Raw genomic sequence first — 23181 nt, forward strand, 5'->3', positions numbered from 1 at the left:
GGTTGATTAAAATTACGAATGGAGCGTCATGAGTAAAAGGGTACAGGTGTTAAAAGTCTTAATAATGTTCACTTTTAACTTTTAACAGTTATCTCACTTCTTATCCATTTTAAACTTCTCAGTTTCCGCCTCCAAGGGAGTCCTTGGGCTATTTTTGTGCCTGAGTGCTTGATTGGTCGATCACTTTTTGTGAGTTTAGCTCAATGGTTTTTACCAATTTGGTAACTTCTTCGGGTGTTTTTACTGGTGTAGCTGGTGGAATAGCTGCTGGCCATGCTTTTGTTAGTTCTGCAAGACTAGCGTTAATGGCTTTGTCTGCTTCCGGGTTGGCTTGCGCTACTTGAGAGGAAATCCCTTTATACAATTCGTTGGCGTAGACAATAAAACCACGAGAATCTTGATATTCTATCGCTGCCGCAATTTTACCATCTGCGATCGCCGCCCCATATTCGGAGTTAGCTGCATCCAATAAGCCGTTAATCACTTGTAGGACAAATCCGGGTTTGCTGCGCTGTGCTGCTGGTAAAGCGGCGATCGCTCCGTCAACTGACTGCACAGAAGCGGTAAAATCAGTTTTTACCTTGGCATCCTTTGGTTTAGATTTGACTAAATCTTGCAAACTCACCAAAGTTGTCTTAAATTCTTTAACTTTGCGCTCATTTAGCTGTTCTTCTACATCAACATAAATCTCTTCAACAGGGTGTCCTATATGAGGTTCTGCCTGTTTTGGCTGATTTTGATCTAGTAATTCTTGCGCTACCAAAAGATGTCCCTTCATCAAACCCAATTTGGTCATGTAGTCAACGTCTTTGGCTTCACCCGCTAACACCACTTCTTGCACAGTCACCATCTCTTTAATTTGGTCGAACTGTTCTTGAGTAATCACTTTCTTACTAACTAAATCCTCTGGACTACCGTAGGGACGACTGCCTTGAATTTTGTTTGATAATGCGGGTACACCTAACTTGGCCTCAAACTTATCTAATTCTGACAAGATAGCAGTATTGATATTAATTTTGGCTTTACTACCATGACTGCTATGGTTAACAGCTTCCGTTGTTTGGGTAGCAGAATTACTGTTCGCTGGCTGTGAATTTTCGGCTGTTGGTGTACCTCCAGTACAAGAACTCAGGGAAACAATGACGCAAGCTGCAACAGCCAAACAGATATAGCGAGATTTAACCATTTTGATTCCTAAAGGTGATAACAACCCATAAATTACTAGATTTTTCAGCTATTGCTTAAAATAAAATCTGATATAGTTTTGCAATAGGTATTATGATGATTTATCACAAGTGCAATTAATTATCAACTAATTAGGAAAATATTTAAGTTAAATTTTAAAAATTATCTCAATTCTCTGGTGTAGCTAACAACTGCATCAAGTAGAATGATTTTGATTATTATTAGCAACAACTTCAAATTGACCCATACAACCATTTTCAGCGATCGCATCTTGATGAGGATGGAACATATACTTACCTGGATAGCGAAACGCAAACTCTAAAATATGCCGTTCCGCCACCCCCATTGTGATCACATCAGTTTTCTCGCTAGCCTTCATACTCATGCCATAACGATAGACATCAAAGAAGTTGGCGTGGAGGTGAAACGTCACAGCCGGATCATATTCAATGATGTTGAGGACATACAGCCGAATCAACTGATTTTGGTAAATCTGAATCGGATGCTGCATATAGTGATGCGGTAAGCCGTTGAAGGCGTAGAAGTCATTATGGCTATTATCATCCACGTCATAGCCAGCCATTACCAGCACTATCTCATCAGCCGGGGGACGGGGTGTGGGTGGGTCGATGATAAACATTCCATACAAACCTTTAGCGATGTGACGGGTAACAGGTTCAATATGGCAGTGGTATAAATGAACCCCATAAGGTTCAGCATCAAACTCGTAGATGGTGGCACTATTATTACTCACCGGACGAATACCATCCATCTCGGCTGGATGAACTCCATGAAAATGTAGAGAGTGAGAATGTCCAGCTTGGTTGTGAAATAATACCCGGATGCGATCGCCTTGTTTTGCCCTGAGTGTCGGCCCCGGTATGCGACCATTAAGATCCCAGATGTTGTAAGATACAGCACTATTGAGTTGAATAACTGAAGTACCGGCAGTTAACTGAAATTCTCGAATAGTCCGCCCATTTTCTTGCTTGAGCGTCCCATAATCAAATTCTCTCAACATCCGCATGGGTTGAGCAACATTGTCAGCTGCATCCATTTCCACTTGCGGCACTCTGACAATAGACTTATTTTGTGAGTTCAATCTCTGCCAAAGCGCAGCTGCACCAGCCACGCCAACACCACCCAACCCCAGTTTGAGCAATTGACGACGACTCCAAAATTCTTTTTTACCCAGCGTAAAATTATTGGGCATGAAACTCAACCACAGCACTAAATCAAAGTTGCAAATAATTAGCAACTATCTTTGTGTATCCTATAGGACATCAGATTTACTGTCAATAATTCTCAAGAAGTTGTGAGAATTTATTCAGCAAAACTCCAACTACAATTCCCCAAAGATTTTTGTAGCCATAGCAATCTGAAAAAAGAATTTGACAGATATACACTCCAAAACCCTTGTTATATAAGGCTTTTTCAATGGTGAATAGTATCATCACTTCAATTCCATCGTATATGGAAGTGTTAAAGTGCTTACTAGAAACTTTTGAAGGTTGAAGTAAATCTGTGGCTACAGTAATAAAGAAAAACTTTGATTAAGTGTCTTAACTAAGTCTGATCACTAGTTTAAAAGTATAAAAAAACACAAATATCACAATAATTTTGAGTATTAATTTGATACCTTTAGCGCTTTGATATGACTATAAAGCTAAAGTAGACACTACAGATATATCAGCACACTAAAAAATAGATAGTAAACTTTAATGCACTTATTAAAGAAGCAAACAAAGATTCATGATGTTAGTAATTGTCTTGAATTTTTAATTTTTACTTGTGAATTGTTAGCTAGGGTATAAGCTGGTTTAGACTATTGCGATGAAACATATTTTCCAGGTATAAAGTGTGCCGAGAATGATTCTCACATCGAAACGCGCCTCCCTAATCTTCATGGGGATTCTGAGCTTTTATATCATTGTTAGTTCATCTGCGCCAGCTTATGCGATGCACATTATGGAAGGCTACCTACCAGCAGGGTGGGCAGCTTTTTGGTGGTTAGTAGCTTTACCGTTTATGGTTTTAGGAGTGCGATCGCTCACCCGCATCACCAAAGCCAATCCAGAATTAAAATTATTGTTAGCATTGGCGGGGGCTTTTACTTTCGTATTATCCGCTTTGAAATTGCCCTCGGTGACGGGTAGTTGTTCTCACCCGACAGGTACAGGCTTAGGTGCTGTGCTGTTCGGGCCTTTGGCGATGTCTGTTTTAGGTAGTCTAGTATTGCTGTTTCAAGCATTGTTGCTGGCGCATGGTGGTTTAACAACTCTGGGTGCAAACGCTTTTTCAATGGCGATCGCAGGCCCATTTGCCGCCTATTGGATATATCATCTGACAATCAAGTTAACTGGTAAGCAAAGAATCGCCATCTTTTTAGCAGCCACTTTAGCAGATTTGTTAACTTACATCATTACTTCCGTCCAACTAGCCTTAGCTTTTCCCGCACCAGTCGGCGGATTTATCGCCTCATTCGCCAAATTTGCTGGTATTTTCGCCATTACCCAAATCCCTCTAGCCATTAGTGAAGGATTATTGACTGTCTTGGTATGGAATTGGCTACAATCCTACTCACCGCAAGAACTCCAATTATTAAAATTAATCCAAAGGGAACCTCAAAGCCATGAATCAATCTAAACAAGGCATCAGTAATTGGTTATTGATAGGTGGAGTCATAGCTTTAGCCGTCTTACCTTTAATATTTGTGCGGGGTGCAGAATTTACAGGTGCAGATGGCCAAGCCGAAAAAGCAATTAGTGAGGTGAAGCCTGGATATGAACCTTGGTTTAAACCGTTATTTGAACCACCAAGCGGTGAAGTGGAAAGTTTATTATTCAGTTCACAAGCCGCTTTAGGTGCGGGGATTATTGGTTATGCAGTTGGTTTATACAAGGGACGTTCCCAACAGCAAAGGAATAAGGAATGACCTTACAAATAGATACCCTCGCTTATACTAATAAATTGCGGCGATTAGTGCCAGAGCAGAAATTGTTGTTGGCGATCGCCTTACTCATGATCACAGCCTTTGCTCATCCCCTAGTACAAATATTAATCGCTGTTTGGATGAGTATTTGGACAATATTTTATGCAGGTATACCCGCAAAAATTTATTTGAAGTTAATTTATATTGCAAGTTTTTTCTGGTTGACTAGTTTACCAGCGTTGGCAATTAATGGAGTAGGAATTTCTCAGTTAAATTTAGTGCAGAATGATGCTGTATATGGGGTAAATATTGACTTTTATTATTTATATATTAGTCAGCATGGACTTGAACAAGCATGGCAGATTTTCACAAGAGCGATCGCCTCTATTGCTTGCTTATATTTTGTTATGTTAACTATCCCCTTTACAGACTTACTACAAACTTTACGGCGTTACGGCTTTCCCCTACTCCTCACAGATTTATTATTATTAATGTATAGGTTTATTTTCGTTCTATTAAAGACAGCCTCAGAATTATGGACTGCTCAACAAGCTCGTAGTGGTTACTCTACATTTAGTCTGAGCATGAAAAGCTTATCATTATTGATTAGTCAATTGTTTCAACGCACCCTAGAAAAGTATCAACAAATATCATTGAGCTTATTATCAAGAGGCTTTATTGGAGAATTTCAAGTCTGGCATCCTTGTCGTTATCATTTATCCAAACGTTATGCCACAGAAGCAATTCTTGGATGCCTGATGTTAATAATTTTAGAATGGAATCTTCATTTCAATTTTATTAAATAAATTTACCATAATTTACTTGAAAATATAAAATAACCCAAAAATAAGCATTTAAACAAAATTTTAGTAATCCTAAATTTAAATTCCCTAAAGTTGTAGATAATGCAGCAGTCATTACTCGCGTTTGAACAAGTATATTATACATATCCAGGTACACAAAAATCAGTACTAAATGGCATCACCCTACAAATTCCCCAAGGCAAAAAATGTGCTTTAATTGGCAGAAATGGTTGCGGTAAAACTACCCTATTCTCTTTAGCTAATGGTTTGTATAAACCACAGCAAGGTCGTGTGTATTGGCATGATAAAGCCATACAATATGATCGTAAAAACCTGATGCAACTACGCCAAAAAGTTGGACTTGTTTTTCAAAATCCAGAGCAACAATTAGTAGCCTCTACTGTTGAGGAAGATATTTCTTATGGCTTATGTAATCTAGGATTACCAATAGCAGAGATTCAACAGCGAGTTACCCAAGCTTTAAGGGAATTTCAGTTAACGGAATTAGCCGAAAGACCCATACATCACCTGAGTTTAGGGCAAAAAAAACGCGTCTCCCTAGCTGATGTCATGGTTCTAAGACCAGAATTACTCTTATTAGATGAGCCAACCGCCTATCTCGATAGACCGCAAAGCCGTAATTTAATGGCAATGCTCAATAAAATTTATCAATCTGGAACAACAATAATCATGGCTAGTCATGACTTAGATTTAGTTTATTGCTGGTCAGACTGGATTTTTGTGATGGATGCAGGAAGACTTATTTTAGAAGGAAAACCAGAAGATATTTTTTCTCAAAGGGAAATTCTCGACAGCATAGAGTTAGGTCTGCCACCAGTATATGAAATTTTCATCACAAAAGAACTAGCGACTAAAGAGCATAATTCAGAAAATTTCCGGCAGAAGATATTGCAGTTTTTTTGTTAACAGTCCAATTCCCAGCTTGTGGAAAAATTAGGAAACAGGATTATTAACATATTTTTTTTAATTAATATCTAATCAACACTAATTAAATAAAATTTAATAACTTGCTAAATAAGTACAATATTTGATGATTTTTTTATTGTCAATATGCCCCAAGTATCATTATAAAATCCCCCAATAGGGCATTGAAAACAAAAGAAAAATAGTGTTTTTTATTAGTTTGATGCCTGAATGAGATTATTTTTATTGTGTGAAATAACACGTTAGTTACGGGGCGAATCATGCATATTCCTGATGGATTTGTGTCTGTGCCAGTCGCAGGCGCAACGGGTTTGGTAAGTTTGGCAGGACTATTGTTTGCTAGTGGGCGAGCGCAAACAGCTTTTGGTATTCGTCGCGCCCCCATCCTTGGTTTAACCACTGCTTTTATTTTTGCTGCCCAAATGATTAATTTCCCGGTAGCGGGGGGAACCAGTGGTCACTTGCTCGGAGGTACTTTAGCTGCGATTGTTTTAGGTAGCCCCTGGGCTGGCTCGTTGTGTATTGCCACAGTCTTAATTATCCAAGCCGTGCTGTTTGCCGATGGTGGGATCACTGCCTTGGGAGCAAATATCTTAAACATGGCATTCATTGGCGTTTGGGTAGGCTGGATGTTAACCCAAACTTTGCAAAGATTATTTGGCGGCTCTAAAGCACGTTTACCATTAGCGGCTGGTATAGCGGCGGCTGTGAGTGTCGTAGTAGCAGCGATCGCCTGTGCTATTGAGTTAGTCCTTTCTGGGACTGCATCCATAGCTGTTTTACCTGCTATGACTGGTGTTCATATTTTGATTGGTATTGGTGAAGGCCTGATTACCGGCGGTGTATTAACTTATCTAGCCAAAGCCAGACCAGATTTGTTACCAGGAGAACAACAAGAATTTCGCGGTTGGTTAGTACCTGTTGTTAGCATAGTCTTAGTAGCTGGTGCATTGTCATTGCTCGCCTCAGCTTGGCCTGATGGCCTAGAAAAAGTGGCAGAAGACTTGGGATTTATCAAACTAGGTGAAGAAGTCAGAATATCTGTACCAACACCGTTAGCAGACTATGGTATTGAGGGTTTAGGCGCAATTGGGACAAGTCTTGCTGGACTTCTAGGAGCTGCTGTTTGCTTTGCTGTTGCTTTTGGAATTGCCAAAGTAGTGAGACCAAAGAATGCTTAAAATGGCTTTGCCGTTACGCTTACATTTGTCCCTAGTGATTGTTGTCGGGACAGCCTTACTCAAGCATCACGCTTGGTATTGGTTGGGCGCGTATGCTGCGATCGCCTTAATTTGGGTAGCAGTATTGCGCGTATCCTTGCCCAAATTAGGAGGATTGGTAGGTACAGAATTAATCTTCTTATCAGTAGTAGCATTGCCCTTGGGATGGGAAAGAGCGAGTTTTTTGCTGATTCGCTCTCTAGTATGTTTAATCGCCATGAATAGCTTTCTGTTAACCCTACCACCCCACAGTTTTGGCATCGCCTTGAAAAGTTTACCCGTACCCAGCGCATTAAAAGAAAATTTACTCTTGACTGGGCAATATTTAGAAATTTTGCTTTCAGAAGTAACACGTATGCAGCGTAGCGCCCAATTACGAGGACTAAAAGGTGCAGGTGGCTGGTTACGCTACGCTAGTTCCGCCATGATTGGCACTTTGTATATCCGTAGCTTAGAAAGAGCAGAAAGAGTTTACGCTGCAATGGTAATTCGCGGTTATAACGGCCAGTTACCCATAGATTTTACTTTTAAGGCAAAAGAACGGTTCGCCCTGATATTCGCTTGGGCGATCGCTGCTTTTTTTACCCTCACCTCCTATCTTTATTCCCCCTAATCCCAATTCTCCAAAATTAGGCAACAGATGCAAAGCTTGAAACCCAGATGGTATCTGATTTTCTGAATTGCGAATTGCGAATTGGTATAGTCCCCAACCCTCAACATATAGAGAGTAATAAATTTTGAAATCTCTGACTCCTCAGCCCCACTCTTCCAGCCGTAATTCCCATCAAGCTGTTGTCCAGGTACAGAACCTGGTTTACGCTTATCCTCACCAAGAACCAGTTCTGCAAAATATTTCTTTTACATTAAATGCCGGCGATCGCGTGGCGTTAATGGGTGCAACCGGTTCTGGGAAAAGTACCTTATTAGAAAACCTAATAGGGATCAAACAACCCCAATCAGGCAAAATTTGGATTAATGATATCTCCTTAGACACCCAAACTCTACCTCAAGTAAGGCGATACATTGGCTTTGGCTTTCAAGATGCCAATGACCAATTATTCATGCCCACCATCTTAGAAGATATTACCTTTGGCCCCCTTAACTATGGCGTACCAGCTCCCATCGCACGGGATCAAGCACGACAGTTATTAGCCGATTTCGGTCTAGAAGCTTATGCTAACCGTTCAGCCCATGAACTTTCGGGTGGACAAAGAAGACTTGCCGCCCTGGCTGCTATTTTGGCACTAGAGCCTGCTATTTTAATTTTAGATGAACCCACTACTGGTCTTGATCCAGCATGGCGCAGACACTTAGCAAGAGTTCTATTAAATTTGCCAGTGCAAGTCATGTTAATAGCTTCCCATGAACTACATTGGCTAGGAAAAGTCACCCAACGCGCTCTAGTACTATCCAATGGACGCATTCAAATAGACAACGACATTCAGCCACTATTACAAAATGGCGAAATTCTAGAGCAATTGGGTTTGCCAATAGACTGGTGATAACAATTATGCACTGTTGACCGTTGACTATTGACTATTGACTATTGACCAATGACCAATGACTAAATGATTAAACTACTCGTATTAGATATAGATGGCACGATTTCGGGAGAGTCGAACACCATCAGCACCTCTGTCAAGCAAGCGATCGCCGCAGTTCAAGCCAGAGGTATCCCTGTGGCGATCGCCACTGGCAGGATGTATCGTTCGGCACTCCGCTTTCATCAAGATATTAACTCTACTTTACCCCTAGCCGCTTATCAAGGAGCCTGGATTCAAGACCCATCTGACCAAAAAATCCATCAACATCTACCTTTAGATAGAAAGACAGCTGAACAATTATTAGATTATTTTGAGCAGCCACAGTGGCGATCGCTTTTATCTATCCACTTCTACATTGACGATCAGCTCTATGTGCGTGAAGTCACCCAGGAGACTGCAACTTACGCACAACGTTCTGGTATTACTCCCATTGCTGTCGGTGATTTGCGCCAAACTTTAACTAATGCACCCACAAAAATTTTAGCCTTGTGTGATGACACAGAGGTAATCAGCAACCTCTTGGGCAGTTTGCGCCTACAATACACGCCTGCTGAACTTTATCTCACCACATCCGTTGCTACTTTCTTTGAAGCTACTCATCCCTTTGTCAACAAAGGTAATGCTGTACGTTACCTAGCCGAAGAATTGCTGGGAATACAAAGCCACGAAGTTATGTGCATCGGTGATAACTTCAATGATCTGGAAATGCTGGAATACGCTGGTATTGGTATCGCTATGGGCAACGCCCCCGCAGGAGTCCAGGCGATCGCTCAATGGGTGGCCCCGACTGTTGAAGAGGATGGGGCTGCTGTTGCAATGGAAAAATTTCTACTTTCTTGACATCCAAACTCAACGAAAAACCCTATAAATCAGAAAGAACACCGACGACTGGCCGTGTTTCGTCTCGGTGTTCTTGCTGGTTCGCTCCTCACACACCAGCTAATATATCCGACATTAGGTAATGCGTCAATACCTAGTTATAAAAGTTTTTATTGTCTAAAAATTGCGCCCAAACTCTCGCAAATCTAGAGTTCAAGAGGTGCAACACACCCCAACTGGGTTACTAGTAAAAATCGCAATACCGTTTGAGTAGCCAAAATTAACCCCAGTCTGGCTTGAGCAAGTTCTGGCAACATAGTTTTGACTTCCCCCCAAATACGGCACTGGCTCCAAAAAGTGGCAAAAGCTTGGCTTAAATCTGACCCTAATTTTTCCCAATTCATGCTCTTATCATCATCAGGAAATATCAAACTATCTACTACTTGTATTAGCTCAGAAATTAAACAGCTTTCTGCTGGGTGATTGAGGCGAATTTTTGCCTCACTATTCAACCAAGGTATTTGCATTGTTGATACCAAACTACCCAGCGAACGATCTTGCCAATTATCTGGTAGTGGTTCCCTAAATTGAATTAATCCTTCACGTTGAGCTAGCAATATTAACGAACAACAACGTGCATGAGCATACTGCATTGCAAACAAACGAGAAGGGTTAATAGTTGCAACTCTCTCATGTTTCTTTGTGTCCTGATCATCTCCCAAACCCCCTAGCACGAGATTTTGCAACCAAGCGGCTAAAAAACAGTCAGCCAATTCTAGATGAATCCAACCCGGAGAAACAATCCGTACCAGTAAGTTTTCTTTACATATAACTGATAACCGGGAAGTAATAACACTAGCTATCTCCATTGGATCTCGATTATGAGATTTTGCCAACCGCAGAGCTACCCCGCAAATATATAAAGTTTGTTGACTATTTCTACCCTTATATAGAGGAATTTTTTCTTTTATTGTGCTTTGCTGTTCCTGATGATAGTTAAAGCTACCTACAACTACCAGTAAATAACCATGTAGTAACTGTCTAATTGCTGTATTTTTACTTACTAGTAGAGGATGATACACTTGGTTTTTATGAGGAGCTAAGTTTCATAAAATACTTGATTAAGTTGTCATCTGCCATAGGGTAGAATATTATTTTTATCGAAGAAAAATGAGAATAGCATAAAATTTGATAAATATTCGATGAATAATATGTAAACTTTACTACCATCATTGTACAGTAGGAAGTATAACAAAATAGTAGAGCGCAAATAGCCCTCTGCTTTTTGGATGGCTGACGCTGTTAGGCGTTAAGCCTACCTCAAAAAACACAAAGACACTCCTTGCACCTTTTTATTACGTCTTTGTCTTCAGCCGAACGCTCTTTGTTACCTATGCAATCTCCATCCTCCTTTTCTGAGGCATCACGCCCTTTTTTGACTTGGCAACGCATTCTTGACTGGGCTCAAGAACACTATCGCTGCCGCACCTTTAGCAAAGATGAGCGCATTCCAGCAAGACCTGGTTTGCTTTATTTAGTGCAGAGAGGTGCGATCCGCATGGTAGGAACCGCCCAGGTTAGTGCCACTGCCAGTCAATTGACTTCTCGACGGATCAACAGAACCCCAGAAGAAGCTTTCTTGGGATTTGTCGGCGCTGGACAGCCGTTTGAAATTGTGGCTCAGTCTCCATTCACACTCCAGTCCTACGCTCACGTTGATCAAACTGCCGTACTGTGGATGTATTGGCACGATCTAGACAACTGGCCTCACTTCCGACGTGAAGTGATGGATGCTTTCAGATACCAACACCAGCGTAAGTTGCTGTGGCTCAGTGCCTTAGGACAACGGCGCACAATTGACAGACTCTTAGGATTCCTCACCCTATTGATCGAGGAATATGGAGAACCAGCCATGAGTGAAACTGATCCCGATGTCATTCGTGGTTATTGTTTGCCTTTCCCCCTTACCCATGCTCAAATTGGTAGTGCCATCGGTTCAACGCGTGTAACCGTTACTCGTTTAATGGGTAAGTTACGTCAGCGTGGCTTAATCCTCACTCAAGGGGATAACTTGATTTGTTTACCAGCAGAGTCAATCAACAGAGCTAGCTAAAGCTTAATTGACTGTTTATAGGGCATCTACGGTTGGGAACTACCACTCTGCCAACCAGCAACAGCAGATTTTGGTACATTTGAACGGTCAAGCTCCGCTTATCAGTTCCTACCCCCCGATCAGTCAGCAGTAAGTCGTCGCCAGCAACACTCGCTTACTGCTCAGTCTCATCAATCTGTTTGACCACCACAAACAGATTGTGTAATCGGGCAAGTTTTTGTTTAAAAGCTTCAGTGTTTATTTTTTAGCCATCGACAGAGACATTTAGAGAAAAAGATGAGTTCTCTGTATTGAGTGATTTATTTCCCATTGGTTTCCACCAAAAGCCAAGGGCAATGTCAGCATCAAAGAACCCATCTGTGGGATGTATGATTTTTCATCACTTAAGTACTAACTATCTGACTGGCTCAAAGTCAAATTCAGCATAAGAGTAGCAACAAGTAACTATTTTAACAAGCTGAACCAGGACATTGCGATCGCCTACCCGTCAACCGAATTGCACCACAGAGCTAGGGGGAGGGCTTGTTGGACTCCAAAAAGTGTATGTTGGGTTCCTACGGGAGTGATTAGCGCCACACAGCATATTAATGTCCTCACCATTAGATATTCTCGTAGAAGTAGAATCAGCTAGCGCCAACAAGGAAAAATCCCGTAGCGCTAGCATTTCTGTTTTGGAGAATATTACTTTGGCTCACTAAAAACCAAATGTCAGCCATCATCGGAAGTATTGGGGATGGCTGCATCTAGTACATTTACAACTAGTTTTTTTTGTGCCAGTTTTAACACATCTTGATTCCAGTCAGGAGTGGCAAACTGTGGTAATATCTCCTGACTGAAAGCTTCTGCTGCTTTGGATCTGTAACGATTAGGATTGAAAATTAGCCACAGTGTCCGTTTGATGACTACGCCGTCGATTGGGGTGCAGTGGAGTACACCCATCTGTAATTCTTTAGCGATCGCACTAGTGGAAACAAAAGCTGCACCTAAACCCGACTGCACAGCATTTTTAATCGCCTCAATGGAATTTAACTCCATTTCAATCTTAAACCGCCTAGTATCAATCTCGCTGCGAGATAGGACTTGATCGATAACTTTGCGTATGGTTGATTGAGAATCTAAAGTAATGAATTGTAATTTGTATAAATCTTCTTTTTGAATTGTTTCCTGTTTGGTGAAGGGGTGAAACACTGGGAGAATAAGGGCTAGTTCATCTTCGGCATAGGGAATAATTTCCAAAGATTCTGTGAGTTCCCCAGGAATTTCCCCTCCGATAATTGCCAAATCCACTTGTCCGTTAGCCACACTCCAAGCAGTGCGCCGAGTCGAATGGACGTGCAGCTGTACTGCCACATCAGGGTACTTCTGCCGGAACATCCCAATCATTTTGGGCAGCAGGTATGTCCCAGTAGTTTGAGAAGCACCGACAATTAAAGTACCTCCTTGGAGATTTTGTAAATCCTCAATAGCGCGGCAAGTTTCTTGGCACAAACTGAGGATTTTTTCACCGTAACTCAATAGTAGATGTCCTGCTTCGGTTAATTGTGCGCGACGGCCGCCACGGTCAAATAAAGGGACATCCAACTGCCGTTCTAAATTCTGCACTTGCAAACTCACGGCAGGTTGGGAGACATAAAGACTATCAGCGGCGCGTTTGAAGCTCCCTTCTACGGCGATCGCTTTGAGAATGCGTAACTGATCTAAAGTGAAAGGAAGGTCAGACATAAGGCTCAACCCACAAACTTTGAAAGGAGCAACGTTAGCAATAAATCATGTTTTATAGCTTTGCAACTATTAGTACACGACAACGTGAATAAAATACCCAATTCTAAATCAGGAAAAAGCTTATATTTTAAGCTTTGTGAATTTTGTGAAAATTGGGCGAGACGGAAACCGACACCGCCCAAGCTTCCCAAAGGAATTTTGCATTTTAAATTCTGCGTAGCGGTACTGAGCATGATTTATTGCATCTTATAACTTGGAGGCGGGAATAGAAAAAGACGGTACCACAACAATCTTGTTGAAAGTCTCCTGTTGAATACTTTGTGGTATTGGTTGTATGGAATTAACTTTTCTTTAAATTACTTCACCTGTATCTATGATGCTGAATCCTTGGTTGACTCCGAGTCATTTTGTCATGCTGGGGTTACAATTAGCTTTTGCGATCGCCCACAGTGGCGGCGCTGCGTTACGACCTTGGGCAGAAAAGTACATTGGGCCAAGGCTTTATCGCATTTTTTTTGCATTAGTCAGTCTACCGTTGGCTGTCATATTGATTATTTACTTCTTTAATCACCGTTACGACGGGTTGCAACTTTGGCAGATACAGAGTGTACCAGGAGTACAGGCTGTAGTTTGGGTATTATCAGCTATTTCATTTTTGTTTTTGTATCCTGCCACCTTCAATCTACTAGAAATTGCGGCTATTCAAAAGCCCCAAGTACACTTGTATGAAACAGGAATTATTCGGATTACCCGTCATCCCCAAATGGTAGGACAGGTAATTTGGTGTATTGCTCATACTCTATGGTTAGGTACAAGCTTTACCCTTGTGACTTCTTTTGGGCTGATTTTGCACCATTTATTTGGAGTTTGGCATGGCGATCGCCGTTTGAACAAGCGTTACGGTGAGGCTTTTGAAGTTGTGAAACAGCGCACCTCAATCATTCCCTTTGCCGCAATTATTGATGGTCGTCAATCCATCAAGTGGGAAGAATTTATCCGCCCTGCATATTTAGGAGTTGCTATTTTTGTCGCTTTACTTTGGTGGGCGCACCCCCTGTTGTTTGTAGCAACTAGTAGGTTAGACTGGTAGTTTCACATGATCCCCACTATCAGAAGAAAATACTAACTCAGGGAAAATTTCTACTTATCAATTGCTACCAAATCAATGTAGGATAAATTGAAACAGCTGTTAGTGGGGGTCTGTTGATCCGTTTTGCAATTTTTATAGTGGCACATTGCCGAGCAATCAAATCTCTTGGAGAGTATCCGGCAAAGTAGCCAAAATACTCTTTCCAGTAGAAGCGATCGGCATGACCAAAGCTTAAAATCGGTTTTTAGAATCTGGTGGCTTTTTGCCGCAGTCAAAAGCGGTACTGAAATATAGCTGCTATAAAACATTAACTAGCTTGCTAACTTCTTCTGCTGATAGCTAGTTTGATAGTAAAACCCTATAACTCTAGAGGCGTCATGGTGTTGTCGGTTAGTGAGCGGACATTTACTCAAGAAGTTTTAGAATCTCCGGTTCCGGTTTTAGTAAATTTTGAAGCACCCTGGTGTGGGTTGTGTCGCATTATCCACCCTTTGTTATTACAATTTCAATCTCAATGCGGCGAACAAATTAAACTAGTTGGGGTGAACGCTGACGAGAATTTCAAACTTTCTAACACTTATCGTTTAAAGTCGTTGCCCACGTTACTTTTGATTGAAAATGGGATCATTCGCCATCGTCTAGAAGGGTTTCGCGGCAGAGATGACTTACGATTGGCTTTAGAAGAAATCAAACTCAGTTATACCAACCGTCCTAAAGTGTACACTAGCTCTAAAACGGCAGACTTAGAATGTCGGACAGCATGATTGGAGATTGGGTATTAAGTTTTGGGTGTTGGGTAAAATCTTTCCCAATTCCCAGTCTCCAGTCCCCAAATCTAAAACCATGCTTAATACCCCACTCAATTGTTATTGGGTGGGGTATTTTATCCTCAAGGGTGTGTGTCACAATTATTAACAGTTCCGACAATTTAGTCAAGAATCCTAAAAGTACACGTCAGTGATGGAAGTAATCTATCAATATGCCTGGCTAATCCCAGTATTGCCTCTGTTGGGAGCAATGTTGGTCGGTCTTGGCTTAATTTCGTTCAATCAAACGACAAACCGCCTGCGGCAGCTAAACGCTGTGTTGATCATTTCCCTCATGGGCGCGGCCCTGGGTCTGTCGTCGGCCTTGCTGTGGAGTCAACTCCAAGGACACCCAACTTATCTCCGCACCCTAGAATGGGCGGCAGCAGGCAATTTTCACCTGACTATGGGCTACACGATCGACAATCTCACATCCCTGATGCTGGTGATTGTAACATCGGTAGCTGTGCTGGTCATGGTTTACACTGATGGTTACATGGCTCATGACCCAGGCTACGTTAGGTTTTATGCCTATCTCAGCCTGTTCGGCTCCTCAATGTTGGGTCTAGTAGTCAGCCCTAATCTAGTCCAGATTTATATTTTCTGGGAACTAGTAGGGATGTGTTCTTATTTGCTGGTTGGTTTTTGGTACGATCGCAAATCAGCCGCAGATGCAGCCCAAAAAGCATTTGTCACCAACCGTGTAGGTGACTTTGGTCTACTGCTAGGCATTTTGGGACTATTTTGGGCAACAGGCAGCTTTGATTTTCAGATTATGGGCGATCGCCTAGCCGAACTCGTCCAAACAGGTTCTATCAGCAATTTCCTGGCTGTACTGTTTGCAATTTTAGTCTTCCTCGGCCCAGTTGCTAAATCTGCCCAATTCCCCCTCCATGTCTGGCTACCAGACGCGATGGAAGGCCCCACCCCCATTTCTGCCTTAATCCACGCGGCAACGATGGTGGCGGCTGGTGTATTCCTCGTGGCGCGGATGTACCCCGTTTTTGAACACGTTCCAGCTGCAATGAACGTGATTGCATTTACTGGGGCATTTACAGCATTTTTGGGCGCTACCATTGCCATTACCCAAAACGACATCAAAAAGGGCTTGGCTTACTCCACCATCTCCCAGTTGGGTTACATGGTGATGGCGATGGGCGTAGGGGCTTACAGTGCGGGATTATTCCACCTGATGACCCACGCTTATTTCAAAGCGATGCTGTTCTTGGGTTCTGGTTCCGTCATTCATGGCATGGAAGCCGTTGTTGGTCATGACCCAGCTTTAGCGCAGGATATGCGCTTAATGGGTGGACTGCGGAAGTATATGCCTGCCACCGGATTGACATTTTTGATTGGTTGCTTGGCAATTTCGGGGATTCCTCCCTTTGCTGGTTTCTGGTCAAAGGATGAAATTCTCGGTGCTGCTTATGCTGCTAACCCACTGCTGTGGTTTATTGGCTGGATGACTGCTGGGATTACCGCTTTTTATATGTTTAGAATGTATTTCTCGACATTTGAAGGCAAATTCCGGGGAAATGACGAAAAAATCAAGGACAGGCTCCTCAAAGCTAAAACAATCCTTCTGGAACTAGAGTCAGCAGAACCCGCACCGGTTTTTGGCCCTGGGGCAATGAAAAAAGGAGAATTGGCTGCTACTGGTGGTCATCATGATGGTCACGGTCATCACAGCAGTTCTCCCCATGAGTCGCCTTGGACAATGACTCTGCCATTGCTGATTTTGGCTATACCTTCAATGTTGATTGGTTTGGTAGGTACTCCTTACAACAATTACTTTGAACGGTTTATTTTTTCGCCCACAGAAAGCCTAGCTGAAGTACTGGAAAAAGCGGCTGAATTTGATCCTAATGAGTTTTACATCATGGCTGGTGGTTCAGTCGGTGTTTCCTTGATTGGGATTACCTTGGCTTCGCTGATGTATTTACAGCGTAAAATCGACCCGGCGGCGATCGCTGCTAAAATTAAGCCACTCTACGAACTATCACTTAATAAATGGTATTTCGATGACATTTACCATCGTGTCTTTGTGCTTGGTTTGCGTCGCCTTGCTAGACAAGTTATGGAAGTGGACTTCCGGGTTGTTGATGGCGCTGTCAACTTGACAGGATTTTTCACCTTGGTTAGTGGCGAAGGTCTAAAATATCTCGAAAACGGTCGGGTTCAATTCTATGCCCTCATCGTATTCGGGGCTGTTTTGGGCTTAGTTATCGTTTTCGGTGTCACCTAACTTTTGTGCTGAGTTAAAGCTGAACTATGTTTTTACTCAGCATCCTGGTGCTAAAAACTAAACTTCTGCTAACTAAACGGTTAATGATTGGGCAAGAAGTATATTGTATGGGGATGAAGGACTGGGTATAGCTTAACCCGCCTTCATCTTTCTTTATGTTGTTTAAATCAACCTAACAATCAATGCCAAATCGTCAAAAAGCTGCTAGTTAATAAGCTAGTGGCTTATTGGCAAACATGAATTTAATAGCAGAAGAATTGTGATGAATACAGCTAATTTTCCGTGGCTGACGACGATTATTTTACTACCGATAGCCGCGTCACTACTGATTCCCATCATTCCCGATAAAGACGGCAAAACCATCCGTTGGTATGCCCTCATCGTAGGGTTGATTGATTTTGCCCTGATTGTTTACGCGTTTTATACCAGTTACGACTTCGCCAATCCCGATTTACAGTTGGTGGAGAGTTACCCTTGGGTACCGCAACTGGATTTGAACTGGTCTGTGGGCGCAGACGGCTTGTCTATGCCCCTGATTATTTTGACTGGATTCATCACCACCCTAGCCACCTTAGCAGCCTGGCCTGTGACCTTAAAGCCCAGGCTATTTTACTTTTTGCTCCTGGCTATGTATGGCGGTCAAATCGCCGTATTTGCCGTTCAGGATATGCTGCTGTTTTTCCTAGTGTGGGAGTTGGAGTTAATCCCCGTTTACTTACTACTGGCAATTTGGGGAGGTAAAAAACGGCAATACGCAGCCACCAAATTTATTTTGTACACGGCTGGTGGTTCGCTGTTTATTTTGTTAGCAGCTTTGACAATGGCCTTTTATGGCGATAACGTCACCTTTGATATGCGATCGCTCGCTCTCAAAGATTACGCCTTAAATTTCCAATTGTTGCTATACGCTGGCTTTCTTATTGCCTACGCCATCAAATTACCCATCATTCCCCTACATACTTGGTTGCCAGATGCCCACGGCGAAGCAACAGCCCCTGCCCATATGTTACTGGCAGGTATTCTTCTGAAAATGGGTGGTTATGCCCTGATTCGGATGAATGCTGGCATTTTACCCGATGCCCATGCTTATTTCGCACCTGTGCTGGTTGTCTTGGGGGTAGTTAACATCATCTACGCTGCCTTAACATCCTTTGCCCAGCGTAACCTCAAGCGCAAGATTGCCTACTCCTCAATTTCCCACATGGGTTTTGTGATTATCGGGTTTGCCTCCTTCACCGATTTGGGTTTGAGTGGGGCGATGTTACAAATGGTATCCCACGGCTTAATTGGGGCGAGTTTATTCTTCCTTGTCGGTGCTACCTATGACCGGACACACACCCTGATGTTAGATGAAATGGGCGGTGTCGGTAAGCGGATGCAAAAGATTTTCGCTATGTTCACAGCTTGTTCGATGGCATCTTTGGCATTGCCCGGAATGAGTGGTTTCGTGGCAGAGTTAATGGTATTCGTCGGCTTTGCTACCAGCGATGCTTATAGCTCTACATTTAAGGTCATCGTGGTATTTCTCATGGCAGTTGGGGTGATTTTAACTCCGATTTATCTTTTGTCCATGTTGCGGGAAATTTTCTACGGTCAAGAAAACGAAGAATTAGTTTCTCATCAGCAACTAATAGATGCTGAACCCCGCGAAGTATTTGTTATTGCTTGTTTGCTAGTGCCAATTATTGGTATTGGTTTCTATCCCAAGCTACTAACTCAGATGTACGACGCTACAACTGTACAACTGACGGCAAGATTACGTGATTCTGTACCCACTTTGGCACAGGAAAAACCAGAAGCACCAAAAGTTTCCTTAAGTGCGCCAGTAATTGGTAATTAACTGGTGCTTAATCATTTCTACCTATATTGTTGTAAGAGCGGGTTGTGTACCTGCTCTTTTTTTACTAAGTAAGGAAAGTATCGTCGTAGATATTACTGTTGATAAATAATTCAAATTTATTAATATACTTGAGTGCTGAAGCTAAATCTAAAATCTCTATCACAAAGACAAATAGAAAAATAAATCAATTCGTTTTTGACAATCAATTCTATAGAAAATTAGGAATAGGTAATGCGACTTATGTTAAACTACAACCCGTTACACTGTTTACCATCGTCTGAAGAGCTACCCGATTCTGATGATACGCCTGTGGATAATGAACTACAAGATTTAATTCCCAGCTTGTTAAAGTCAACACTAGCTTTAGTGTGGTCAGATCGTTGGGATTGGTACTTTGGTGTAAATATGGGTATATACTATGACCCTAAAAAATCTGCCATTGTACCAGATGGTTTTCTCAGCATAGAAGTTAAGCGTTTTATTGATGGGGACTTACGCCTGAGTTATGTATTGTGGGAAGAGAAAAAGCCACCTGTTTTAGTGGTGGAGGTTGCTTCCCCGAAACATTTAGGAGAATATAGCAGCAAAAAAGAACTCTATGCAAAAGAATTAGGAATTTTGTACTACGTTGTGTACAATCCTTTTCGACGCAAGAAATCCCCCCTGGAAGTGTATCGGTTAGAAGATGGGGAATACACCCTCATGTCAGGAGATCCAATTTGGTTACCAGAAATTGGTTTAGGAATTGGAAGAGAACGTGGCATTTATCAAGGTATAGCGCGGGAGTGGTTGTATTGGTATAACGAAAAAGGGGAAAGGTTGCTTACCCCAGAGGAACGTATTTTGGATGCAGAACAACGGGCAAATTTTGAATCACAACGACGTTTAGAAGCAGAAGAACAAGTCCATATTTTGACAGAAAGATTAAAAACCTTAGGTTTTGAGCCAGAAACAATGGCTGGAAATTAAAAAAACAGTAAATGGATTGTTTTCGCTTATGACCTCTTGTCGTCATTAGAACATCGCATTTAATAATTTCATGGTCAAATACTTCAAGTAAGCCTATACTCACGCATCAGGTTTTATCTATGCGTGAGTTTTAATTTGACCATAATCTACTTCGATGAAGTTAGCTAATGCAATATATTTGATGTTAATTGAACGTGAGTTCGATAAATTCGGAAGAACCCCTCTCCAAACCTCTCCCCTGCAAGGAGAGAGGCTTCAAAACCTTTATTGTTTGTCAATATTGCATGGTCTTTACCCCCCTCTCCGCGTCGGAGCGAAAAGTCTGAGCGGAGGTTTCCTCCGCTCAGAACTTTTCAAGAGAGAGGGGTTGGGGGAGAGGTCAAAAAAGACTTGTCGAATTCACGTTAATTGATTTGATAATTGGGGAACCATATAAATAACAAGCTCACTAATTGACAACACAATTATTGAAATTAGTTATGGATATAAAATTAGGGTTCGGTTCTATCCCCAAGCCTCAATATGTTTTTGTCAATCATTTTTACAAGAATACGCTTCGTTATTTTAGCTTTAATGTGAGTGCGATCGCTTTACTCTGAACTTAGGCGATCGCTACCAATATGACTTATTCTGTATGATCAGGACAAAGCAATTTATATTGGGTTACTAAATGAACTCAAAAGTTGAATTATTAACTCGCATTACCCAAACTCCTGGTCAATGTGGAGGTCGTCCTTGTATTCGCGGTATGAGAATCCGCGTAAGTGACATTTTAGAAATGATGGGGGAGAATGTTAGCGTTTCTGAAATTTTAGAAGATTTTCCCGACCTCGAAGCAAAAGATATTCAAGCCTGTTTGTTGTTTGCTGCACGCCGCACTGATTTTCCCCGACTGACAGCATGAAAATTTGGATTGATGCTCAATTACCTCCTAGACAAGGAGAAGCAATCGTAGAAATTAGCAGTGTTTCAGAATTTGAATGCAGTTTGGATGATTGCGATCGCTGATTCACTGTACTTTGTTGAATATGCGATCGCACCGTCTATTTTAAGATGCTTGCTATTGGGAGGCTTATCACTGACTTTTGGTTTGGATATGAAAATGGGCTAGGTTATGAATATTGAAACCTGAATAGCATAATGACATGAGAGGTATGAAACCATGAGCGATACTTGGGATTATGATTTGGAATATGAGCAATTCTTGAGATTGGCATTTGGGATTGAACAACGTAAAATACTTTCTAGATATGATGATCCTGCTGGAGTTGCTAATGCTGCTGAATTCAGCCCTGATAATCTAGAAGTAGTGAAAGCATCTGTTGCATATGCAATAATGGTTTACCGAAAGACCATTAGTAAACAAGCTGATATACAACAGTCTGACAAGACAAGAATTTCCAACTACGTAATAAAAGTAGTTAATGCTGAATGTCTCACTGATATTTCAGACTTAATAACTGGTTTTAACGAATCTATTGTTAATAGATATTTCAAAATAGAAGATGGTTGTATTGATCTGAAAAACATCTAGCTCTTTTGCAAGAAATCTTACCAATCCACGTTATAAAAGTTAAATGTAGAAGAGCTTATCCTTAAAAGTTTGTAGATTTTCATATCTAATTACATCAGTCTAGGAACTTCTATATTGAGTTTATATTCAATTTTGACAAAAGCCTTAGTCATCTCACTCAATATAGTTGCTTGATCCTTAGATATTTCTGGATTTTTTGTGCTTCCATGTCCAGCTAGAGGAGTAGTATTTCTTGAATTGTAGAGATCAAGGATGTAGTTCAGAATTTCATCTGGTAGCTTTGAGTCGTTACGATAACGCTCAAAAAAGCTTTTTAGGGTTTGATTCTGGACTGATGGGATGCCAATAATATCTTTAGCGAGTGTTTCAAAAATTGATGCACTTGTATGTAAAACACCTGCACAATCTTCTCTTTTAAGGGCATCCTCCATACGTCTTACAAGAACGCGAATGTTAGGATGTTCCCTTTCCTCTTGCTCAGAAATATCGTCTAATGGAGTCAGGCAGACTTTAATTTTATCAATAATTGTCCTTTCAAAATAGAAAGATAATCCGTCCTTTACAAGCAGGTCATTAATTTCCTCTACAGTAAAAAACCCTTCTTCAATTAAAAAGCCCAGAAATTCAACTATCTCTGTTGTATTAAATCGCCTTAATAGTAATTCAAACTCTCCGTTATGCCAAGCATACTCTTGCGGTTCGTACTCACCCATGATGTCTGATTCAAGTACGTAGATTGGAAGACCAATAAAGCTACGAGCCTTATTAATAAGATGGTTTTGTATTACTATTGTCCACTCACCTTTAATTCCTTGTGAAAGTAACCGAATTAGATGAACTCTAAGTTCAGTCGAAACTACTTCATACTCTAGTTCATCAACTTGATTCTGTTTTAAATATAATGTGTACTTCACTTGCTTTCACTTTATTGAATAATTTATAGCTTTTACTAAGCTCAATTTACTTTCGCTACACTTACCACAATCTTTATTCTCAAGTTTTATAATATTGCTGAATTGACTGACACATGACATTGTTAATCAATCGCTCCGCGCTTACCCTGGCTAAAATCATATTCAGTTTCCATAGTTAAAAATCTTCATCATCGACGAAAAATTCCGCGTCTTCTTCTAAACGAGAGTTACCCGAACCGGAAAGACTCCAGAGGGGCTGTAGGATAGCCACACCCACAAATCCCACACCAGCACTAAACGCCAGCACTATACCAACTGGAATTTTAATTGATTGAAATGTTAAGAATTTTAACGATACTGGCTCGAAATTTTGGACAGAAAGAATAGCGATCGCCACTACCCAAACTGCTACAACTAAAGATGTGAAAAAAGGTGCCAAAGTTTTCATAAAATCACGAACCACAAATACACGCAGATGAACACAGGCGTTCATCTGCGGT

At 41.4% G+C, this 23181-nt stretch carries 23 protein-coding genes; 17 read left to right on the forward strand and 6 right to left on the reverse strand.

The annotated features are described in order from the left end of the window. Positions 1-148: 148 nt before the first annotated feature. Positions 149-1186, reverse strand: a complete 1038-nt coding sequence (locus tag H6G14_RS11555) for a ComEA family DNA-binding protein (RefSeq protein WP_190567556.1) — start codon at positions 1184-1186, stop codon at positions 149-151. Positions 1187-1381: 195 nt separating this feature from the next. Then, positions 1382-2398, reverse strand: a complete 1017-nt coding sequence (locus H6G14_RS11560) for a multicopper oxidase domain-containing protein (RefSeq protein ID WP_190567557.1) — start codon at positions 2396-2398, stop codon at positions 1382-1384. 692 nt (positions 2399-3090) lie between these two features. Here H6G14_RS11560 and H6G14_RS11565 point away from each other — a divergent pair. The 8 genes from H6G14_RS11565 to H6G14_RS11600 all read left to right on the forward strand — a co-directional run bounded on the left by H6G14_RS11565 (position 3091) and on the right by H6G14_RS11600 (position 9469). Further along, positions 3091-3831: an energy-coupling factor ABC transporter permease gene (locus H6G14_RS11565; protein ID WP_190567598.1), complete on the forward strand. Its 741-nt coding sequence runs from the start codon at positions 3091-3093 to the stop codon at positions 3829-3831. After that, entirely contained in the window at positions 3818-4120 is a 303-nt protein-coding gene (locus tag H6G14_RS11570) for an energy-coupling factor ABC transporter substrate-binding protein (RefSeq protein ID WP_190567558.1), read from the forward strand. The genes H6G14_RS11565 and H6G14_RS11570 overlap by 14 nt, the downstream gene beginning before the upstream one ends. Further along, positions 4117-4923, forward strand: a complete 807-nt coding sequence (gene cbiQ, locus H6G14_RS11575; RefSeq protein ID WP_190567559.1) for a cobalt ECF transporter T component CbiQ — start codon at positions 4117-4119, stop codon at positions 4921-4923. The genes H6G14_RS11570 and cbiQ overlap by 4 nt, the downstream gene beginning before the upstream one ends. A gap of 99 nt (positions 4924-5022) precedes the next feature. Further along, positions 5023-5847 (forward strand): energy-coupling factor ABC transporter ATP-binding protein, encoded by an 825-nt coding sequence (locus H6G14_RS11580; RefSeq protein WP_190567560.1) that lies wholly within the window; start codon positions 5023-5025, stop codon positions 5845-5847. A gap of 278 nt (positions 5848-6125) precedes the next feature. Beyond that, positions 6126-7046 (forward strand): energy-coupling factor ABC transporter permease, encoded by a 921-nt coding sequence (locus tag H6G14_RS11585; RefSeq protein ID WP_190567561.1) that lies wholly within the window; start codon positions 6126-6128, stop codon positions 7044-7046. Continuing rightward, positions 7039-7698: an energy-coupling factor transporter transmembrane component T family protein gene (locus H6G14_RS11590; RefSeq protein WP_190567562.1), complete on the forward strand. Its 660-nt coding sequence runs from the start codon at positions 7039-7041 to the stop codon at positions 7696-7698. Before H6G14_RS11585 ends, H6G14_RS11590 begins: the two co-directional genes overlap by 8 nt. A gap of 124 nt (positions 7699-7822) precedes the next feature. After that, positions 7823-8587, forward strand: coding sequence for an energy-coupling factor ABC transporter ATP-binding protein (locus tag H6G14_RS11595; RefSeq protein WP_190567563.1), 765 nt, complete (start codon positions 7823-7825; stop codon positions 8585-8587). Between the two features lie 66 nt (positions 8588-8653). Beyond that, on the forward strand, positions 8654-9469 hold the full coding sequence (locus H6G14_RS11600) for a Cof-type HAD-IIB family hydrolase (protein WP_190567564.1): 816 nt from the start codon (positions 8654-8656) through the stop codon (positions 9467-9469). A 185-nt stretch (positions 9470-9654) separates the two neighbouring features. On the opposite strand, the gene H6G14_RS11605 is transcribed toward H6G14_RS11600, so the two are convergent. Then, the gene (locus tag H6G14_RS11605) at positions 9655-10530 is read right to left on the reverse strand and encodes a DALR anticodon-binding domain-containing protein (protein ID WP_190567565.1); all 876 of its coding nucleotides are present in this window, start codon (positions 10528-10530) and stop codon (positions 9655-9657) included. Positions 10531-10841: 311 nt separating this feature from the next. Here H6G14_RS11605 and H6G14_RS11610 point away from each other — a divergent pair, with 311 nt between their 5' ends. After that, positions 10842-11561, forward strand: a complete 720-nt coding sequence (locus H6G14_RS11610) for a Crp/Fnr family transcriptional regulator (RefSeq protein ID WP_011318554.1) — start codon at positions 10842-10844, stop codon at positions 11559-11561. Positions 11562-12269: 708 nt separating this feature from the next. On the opposite strand, the gene H6G14_RS11615 is transcribed toward H6G14_RS11610, so the two are convergent. Beyond that, a complete protein-coding gene (locus H6G14_RS11615; RefSeq protein ID WP_190567566.1) occupies positions 12270-13283 on the reverse strand; it encodes a LysR family transcriptional regulator in 1014 nt (337 codons plus the stop codon). 373 nt (positions 13284-13656) lie between these two features. On the opposite strand from H6G14_RS11615, the gene H6G14_RS11620 reads away from it, so the two are divergent. The 8 genes from H6G14_RS11620 (at position 13657) to H6G14_RS11655 (ending at position 21767) form a co-directional block, all read left to right on the forward strand. Beyond that, positions 13657-14373 (forward strand): NnrU family protein, encoded by a 717-nt coding sequence (locus H6G14_RS11620; RefSeq protein WP_190567567.1) that lies wholly within the window; start codon positions 13657-13659, stop codon positions 14371-14373. 377 nt (positions 14374-14750) lie between these two features. After that, positions 14751-15137 (forward strand): thioredoxin family protein, encoded by a 387-nt coding sequence (locus tag H6G14_RS11625; RefSeq protein ID WP_190567568.1) that lies wholly within the window; start codon positions 14751-14753, stop codon positions 15135-15137. Positions 15138-15333: 196 nt separating this feature from the next. Beyond that, on the forward strand, positions 15334-17424 hold the full coding sequence (locus tag H6G14_RS11630) for an NAD(P)H-quinone oxidoreductase subunit 5 (RefSeq protein WP_190567569.1): 2091 nt from the start codon (positions 15334-15336) through the stop codon (positions 17422-17424). A gap of 262 nt (positions 17425-17686) precedes the next feature. Continuing rightward, positions 17687-19264 (forward strand): photosynthetic/respiratory NAD(P)H-quinone oxidoreductase subunit D1, encoded by a 1578-nt coding sequence (ndhD1, locus tag H6G14_RS11635; RefSeq protein WP_190567570.1) that lies wholly within the window; start codon positions 17687-17689, stop codon positions 19262-19264. 240 nt (positions 19265-19504) lie between these two features. After that, complete coding sequence (locus H6G14_RS11640) at positions 19505-20233, forward strand: Uma2 family endonuclease (RefSeq protein ID WP_190567599.1); 729 nt, start codon at positions 19505-19507, stop codon at positions 20231-20233. A gap of 670 nt (positions 20234-20903) precedes the next feature. Further along, positions 20904-21137, forward strand: a complete 234-nt coding sequence (locus H6G14_RS11645) for a DUF433 domain-containing protein (protein WP_190567571.1) — start codon at positions 20904-20906, stop codon at positions 21135-21137. Between the two features lie 60 nt (positions 21138-21197). Next, positions 21198-21344, forward strand: a complete 147-nt coding sequence (locus tag H6G14_RS11650; protein ID WP_190567572.1) for a hypothetical protein — start codon at positions 21198-21200, stop codon at positions 21342-21344. A gap of 51 nt (positions 21345-21395) precedes the next feature. Next, positions 21396-21767 carry a hypothetical protein gene (locus H6G14_RS11655; RefSeq protein ID WP_190567573.1) on the forward strand — a complete coding sequence of 124 codons (372 nt, stop codon included), beginning with the start codon at positions 21396-21398 and terminating at the stop codon, positions 21765-21767. Positions 21768-21856: 89 nt separating this feature from the next. On the opposite strand, the gene H6G14_RS11660 is transcribed toward H6G14_RS11655, so the two are convergent. Next, positions 21857-22681, reverse strand: a complete 825-nt coding sequence (locus tag H6G14_RS11660) for a hypothetical protein (protein ID WP_190567574.1) — start codon at positions 22679-22681, stop codon at positions 21857-21859. A 175-nt stretch (positions 22682-22856) separates the two neighbouring features. Then, entirely contained in the window at positions 22857-23129 is a 273-nt protein-coding gene (locus tag H6G14_RS11665) for a LapA family protein (protein ID WP_044523218.1), read from the reverse strand. Between the last annotated feature and the right edge of the window lie 52 nt (positions 23130-23181).

This window comes from Nostoc parmelioides FACHB-3921 (assembly GCF_014696625.1).
In the GTDB taxonomy this organism is placed as follows: Bacteria; Cyanobacteriota; Cyanobacteriia; order Cyanobacteriales; family Nostocaceae; genus Trichormus; species Trichormus parmelioides.

Bases quoted from the DNA above. Each gene is read 5' to 3' on its own strand.
- H6G14_RS11555 (WP_190567556.1), bottom strand. From the start codon at position 1,186: ATGGTTAAATCTCGCTATATCTGTTTGGCTGTTGCAGCTTGCGTCATT.
- H6G14_RS11560 (WP_190567557.1), bottom strand. From the start codon at position 2,398: ATGCCCAATAATTTTACGCTGGGTAAAAAAGAATTTTGGAGTCGTCGT.
- H6G14_RS11565 (WP_190567598.1), top strand. From the start codon at position 3,091: ATGGGGATTCTGAGCTTTTATATCATTGTTAGTTCATCTGCGCCAGCT.
- H6G14_RS11570 (WP_190567558.1), top strand. From the start codon at position 3,818: ATGAATCAATCTAAACAAGGCATCAGTAATTGGTTATTGATAGGTGGA.
- cbiQ (WP_190567559.1), top strand. From the start codon at position 4,117: ATGACCTTACAAATAGATACCCTCGCTTATACTAATAAATTGCGGCGA.
- H6G14_RS11580 (WP_190567560.1), top strand. From the start codon at position 5,023: ATGCAGCAGTCATTACTCGCGTTTGAACAAGTATATTATACATATCCA.
- H6G14_RS11585 (WP_190567561.1), top strand. From the start codon at position 6,126: ATGCATATTCCTGATGGATTTGTGTCTGTGCCAGTCGCAGGCGCAACG.
- H6G14_RS11590 (WP_190567562.1), top strand. From the start codon at position 7,039: ATGCTTAAAATGGCTTTGCCGTTACGCTTACATTTGTCCCTAGTGATT.
- H6G14_RS11600 (WP_190567564.1), top strand. From the start codon at position 8,654: ATGATTAAACTACTCGTATTAGATATAGATGGCACGATTTCGGGAGAG.
- H6G14_RS11610 (WP_011318554.1), top strand. From the start codon at position 10,842: ATGCAATCTCCATCCTCCTTTTCTGAGGCATCACGCCCTTTTTTGACT.
- H6G14_RS11615 (WP_190567566.1), bottom strand. From the start codon at position 13,283: ATGTCTGACCTTCCTTTCACTTTAGATCAGTTACGCATTCTCAAAGCG.
- H6G14_RS11620 (WP_190567567.1), top strand. From the start codon at position 13,657: ATGATGCTGAATCCTTGGTTGACTCCGAGTCATTTTGTCATGCTGGGG.
- H6G14_RS11625 (WP_190567568.1), top strand. From the start codon at position 14,751: ATGGTGTTGTCGGTTAGTGAGCGGACATTTACTCAAGAAGTTTTAGAA.
- H6G14_RS11630 (WP_190567569.1), top strand. From the start codon at position 15,334: ATGGAAGTAATCTATCAATATGCCTGGCTAATCCCAGTATTGCCTCTG.
- ndhD1 (WP_190567570.1), top strand. From the start codon at position 17,687: ATGAATACAGCTAATTTTCCGTGGCTGACGACGATTATTTTACTACCG.
- H6G14_RS11640 (WP_190567599.1), top strand. From the start codon at position 19,505: ATGTTAAACTACAACCCGTTACACTGTTTACCATCGTCTGAAGAGCTA.
- H6G14_RS11645 (WP_190567571.1), top strand. From the start codon at position 20,904: ATGAACTCAAAAGTTGAATTATTAACTCGCATTACCCAAACTCCTGGT.
- H6G14_RS11655 (WP_190567573.1), top strand. From the start codon at position 21,396: ATGAGCGATACTTGGGATTATGATTTGGAATATGAGCAATTCTTGAGA.
- H6G14_RS11665 (WP_044523218.1), bottom strand. From the start codon at position 23,129: ATGAAAACTTTGGCACCTTTTTTCACATCTTTAGTTGTAGCAGTTTGG.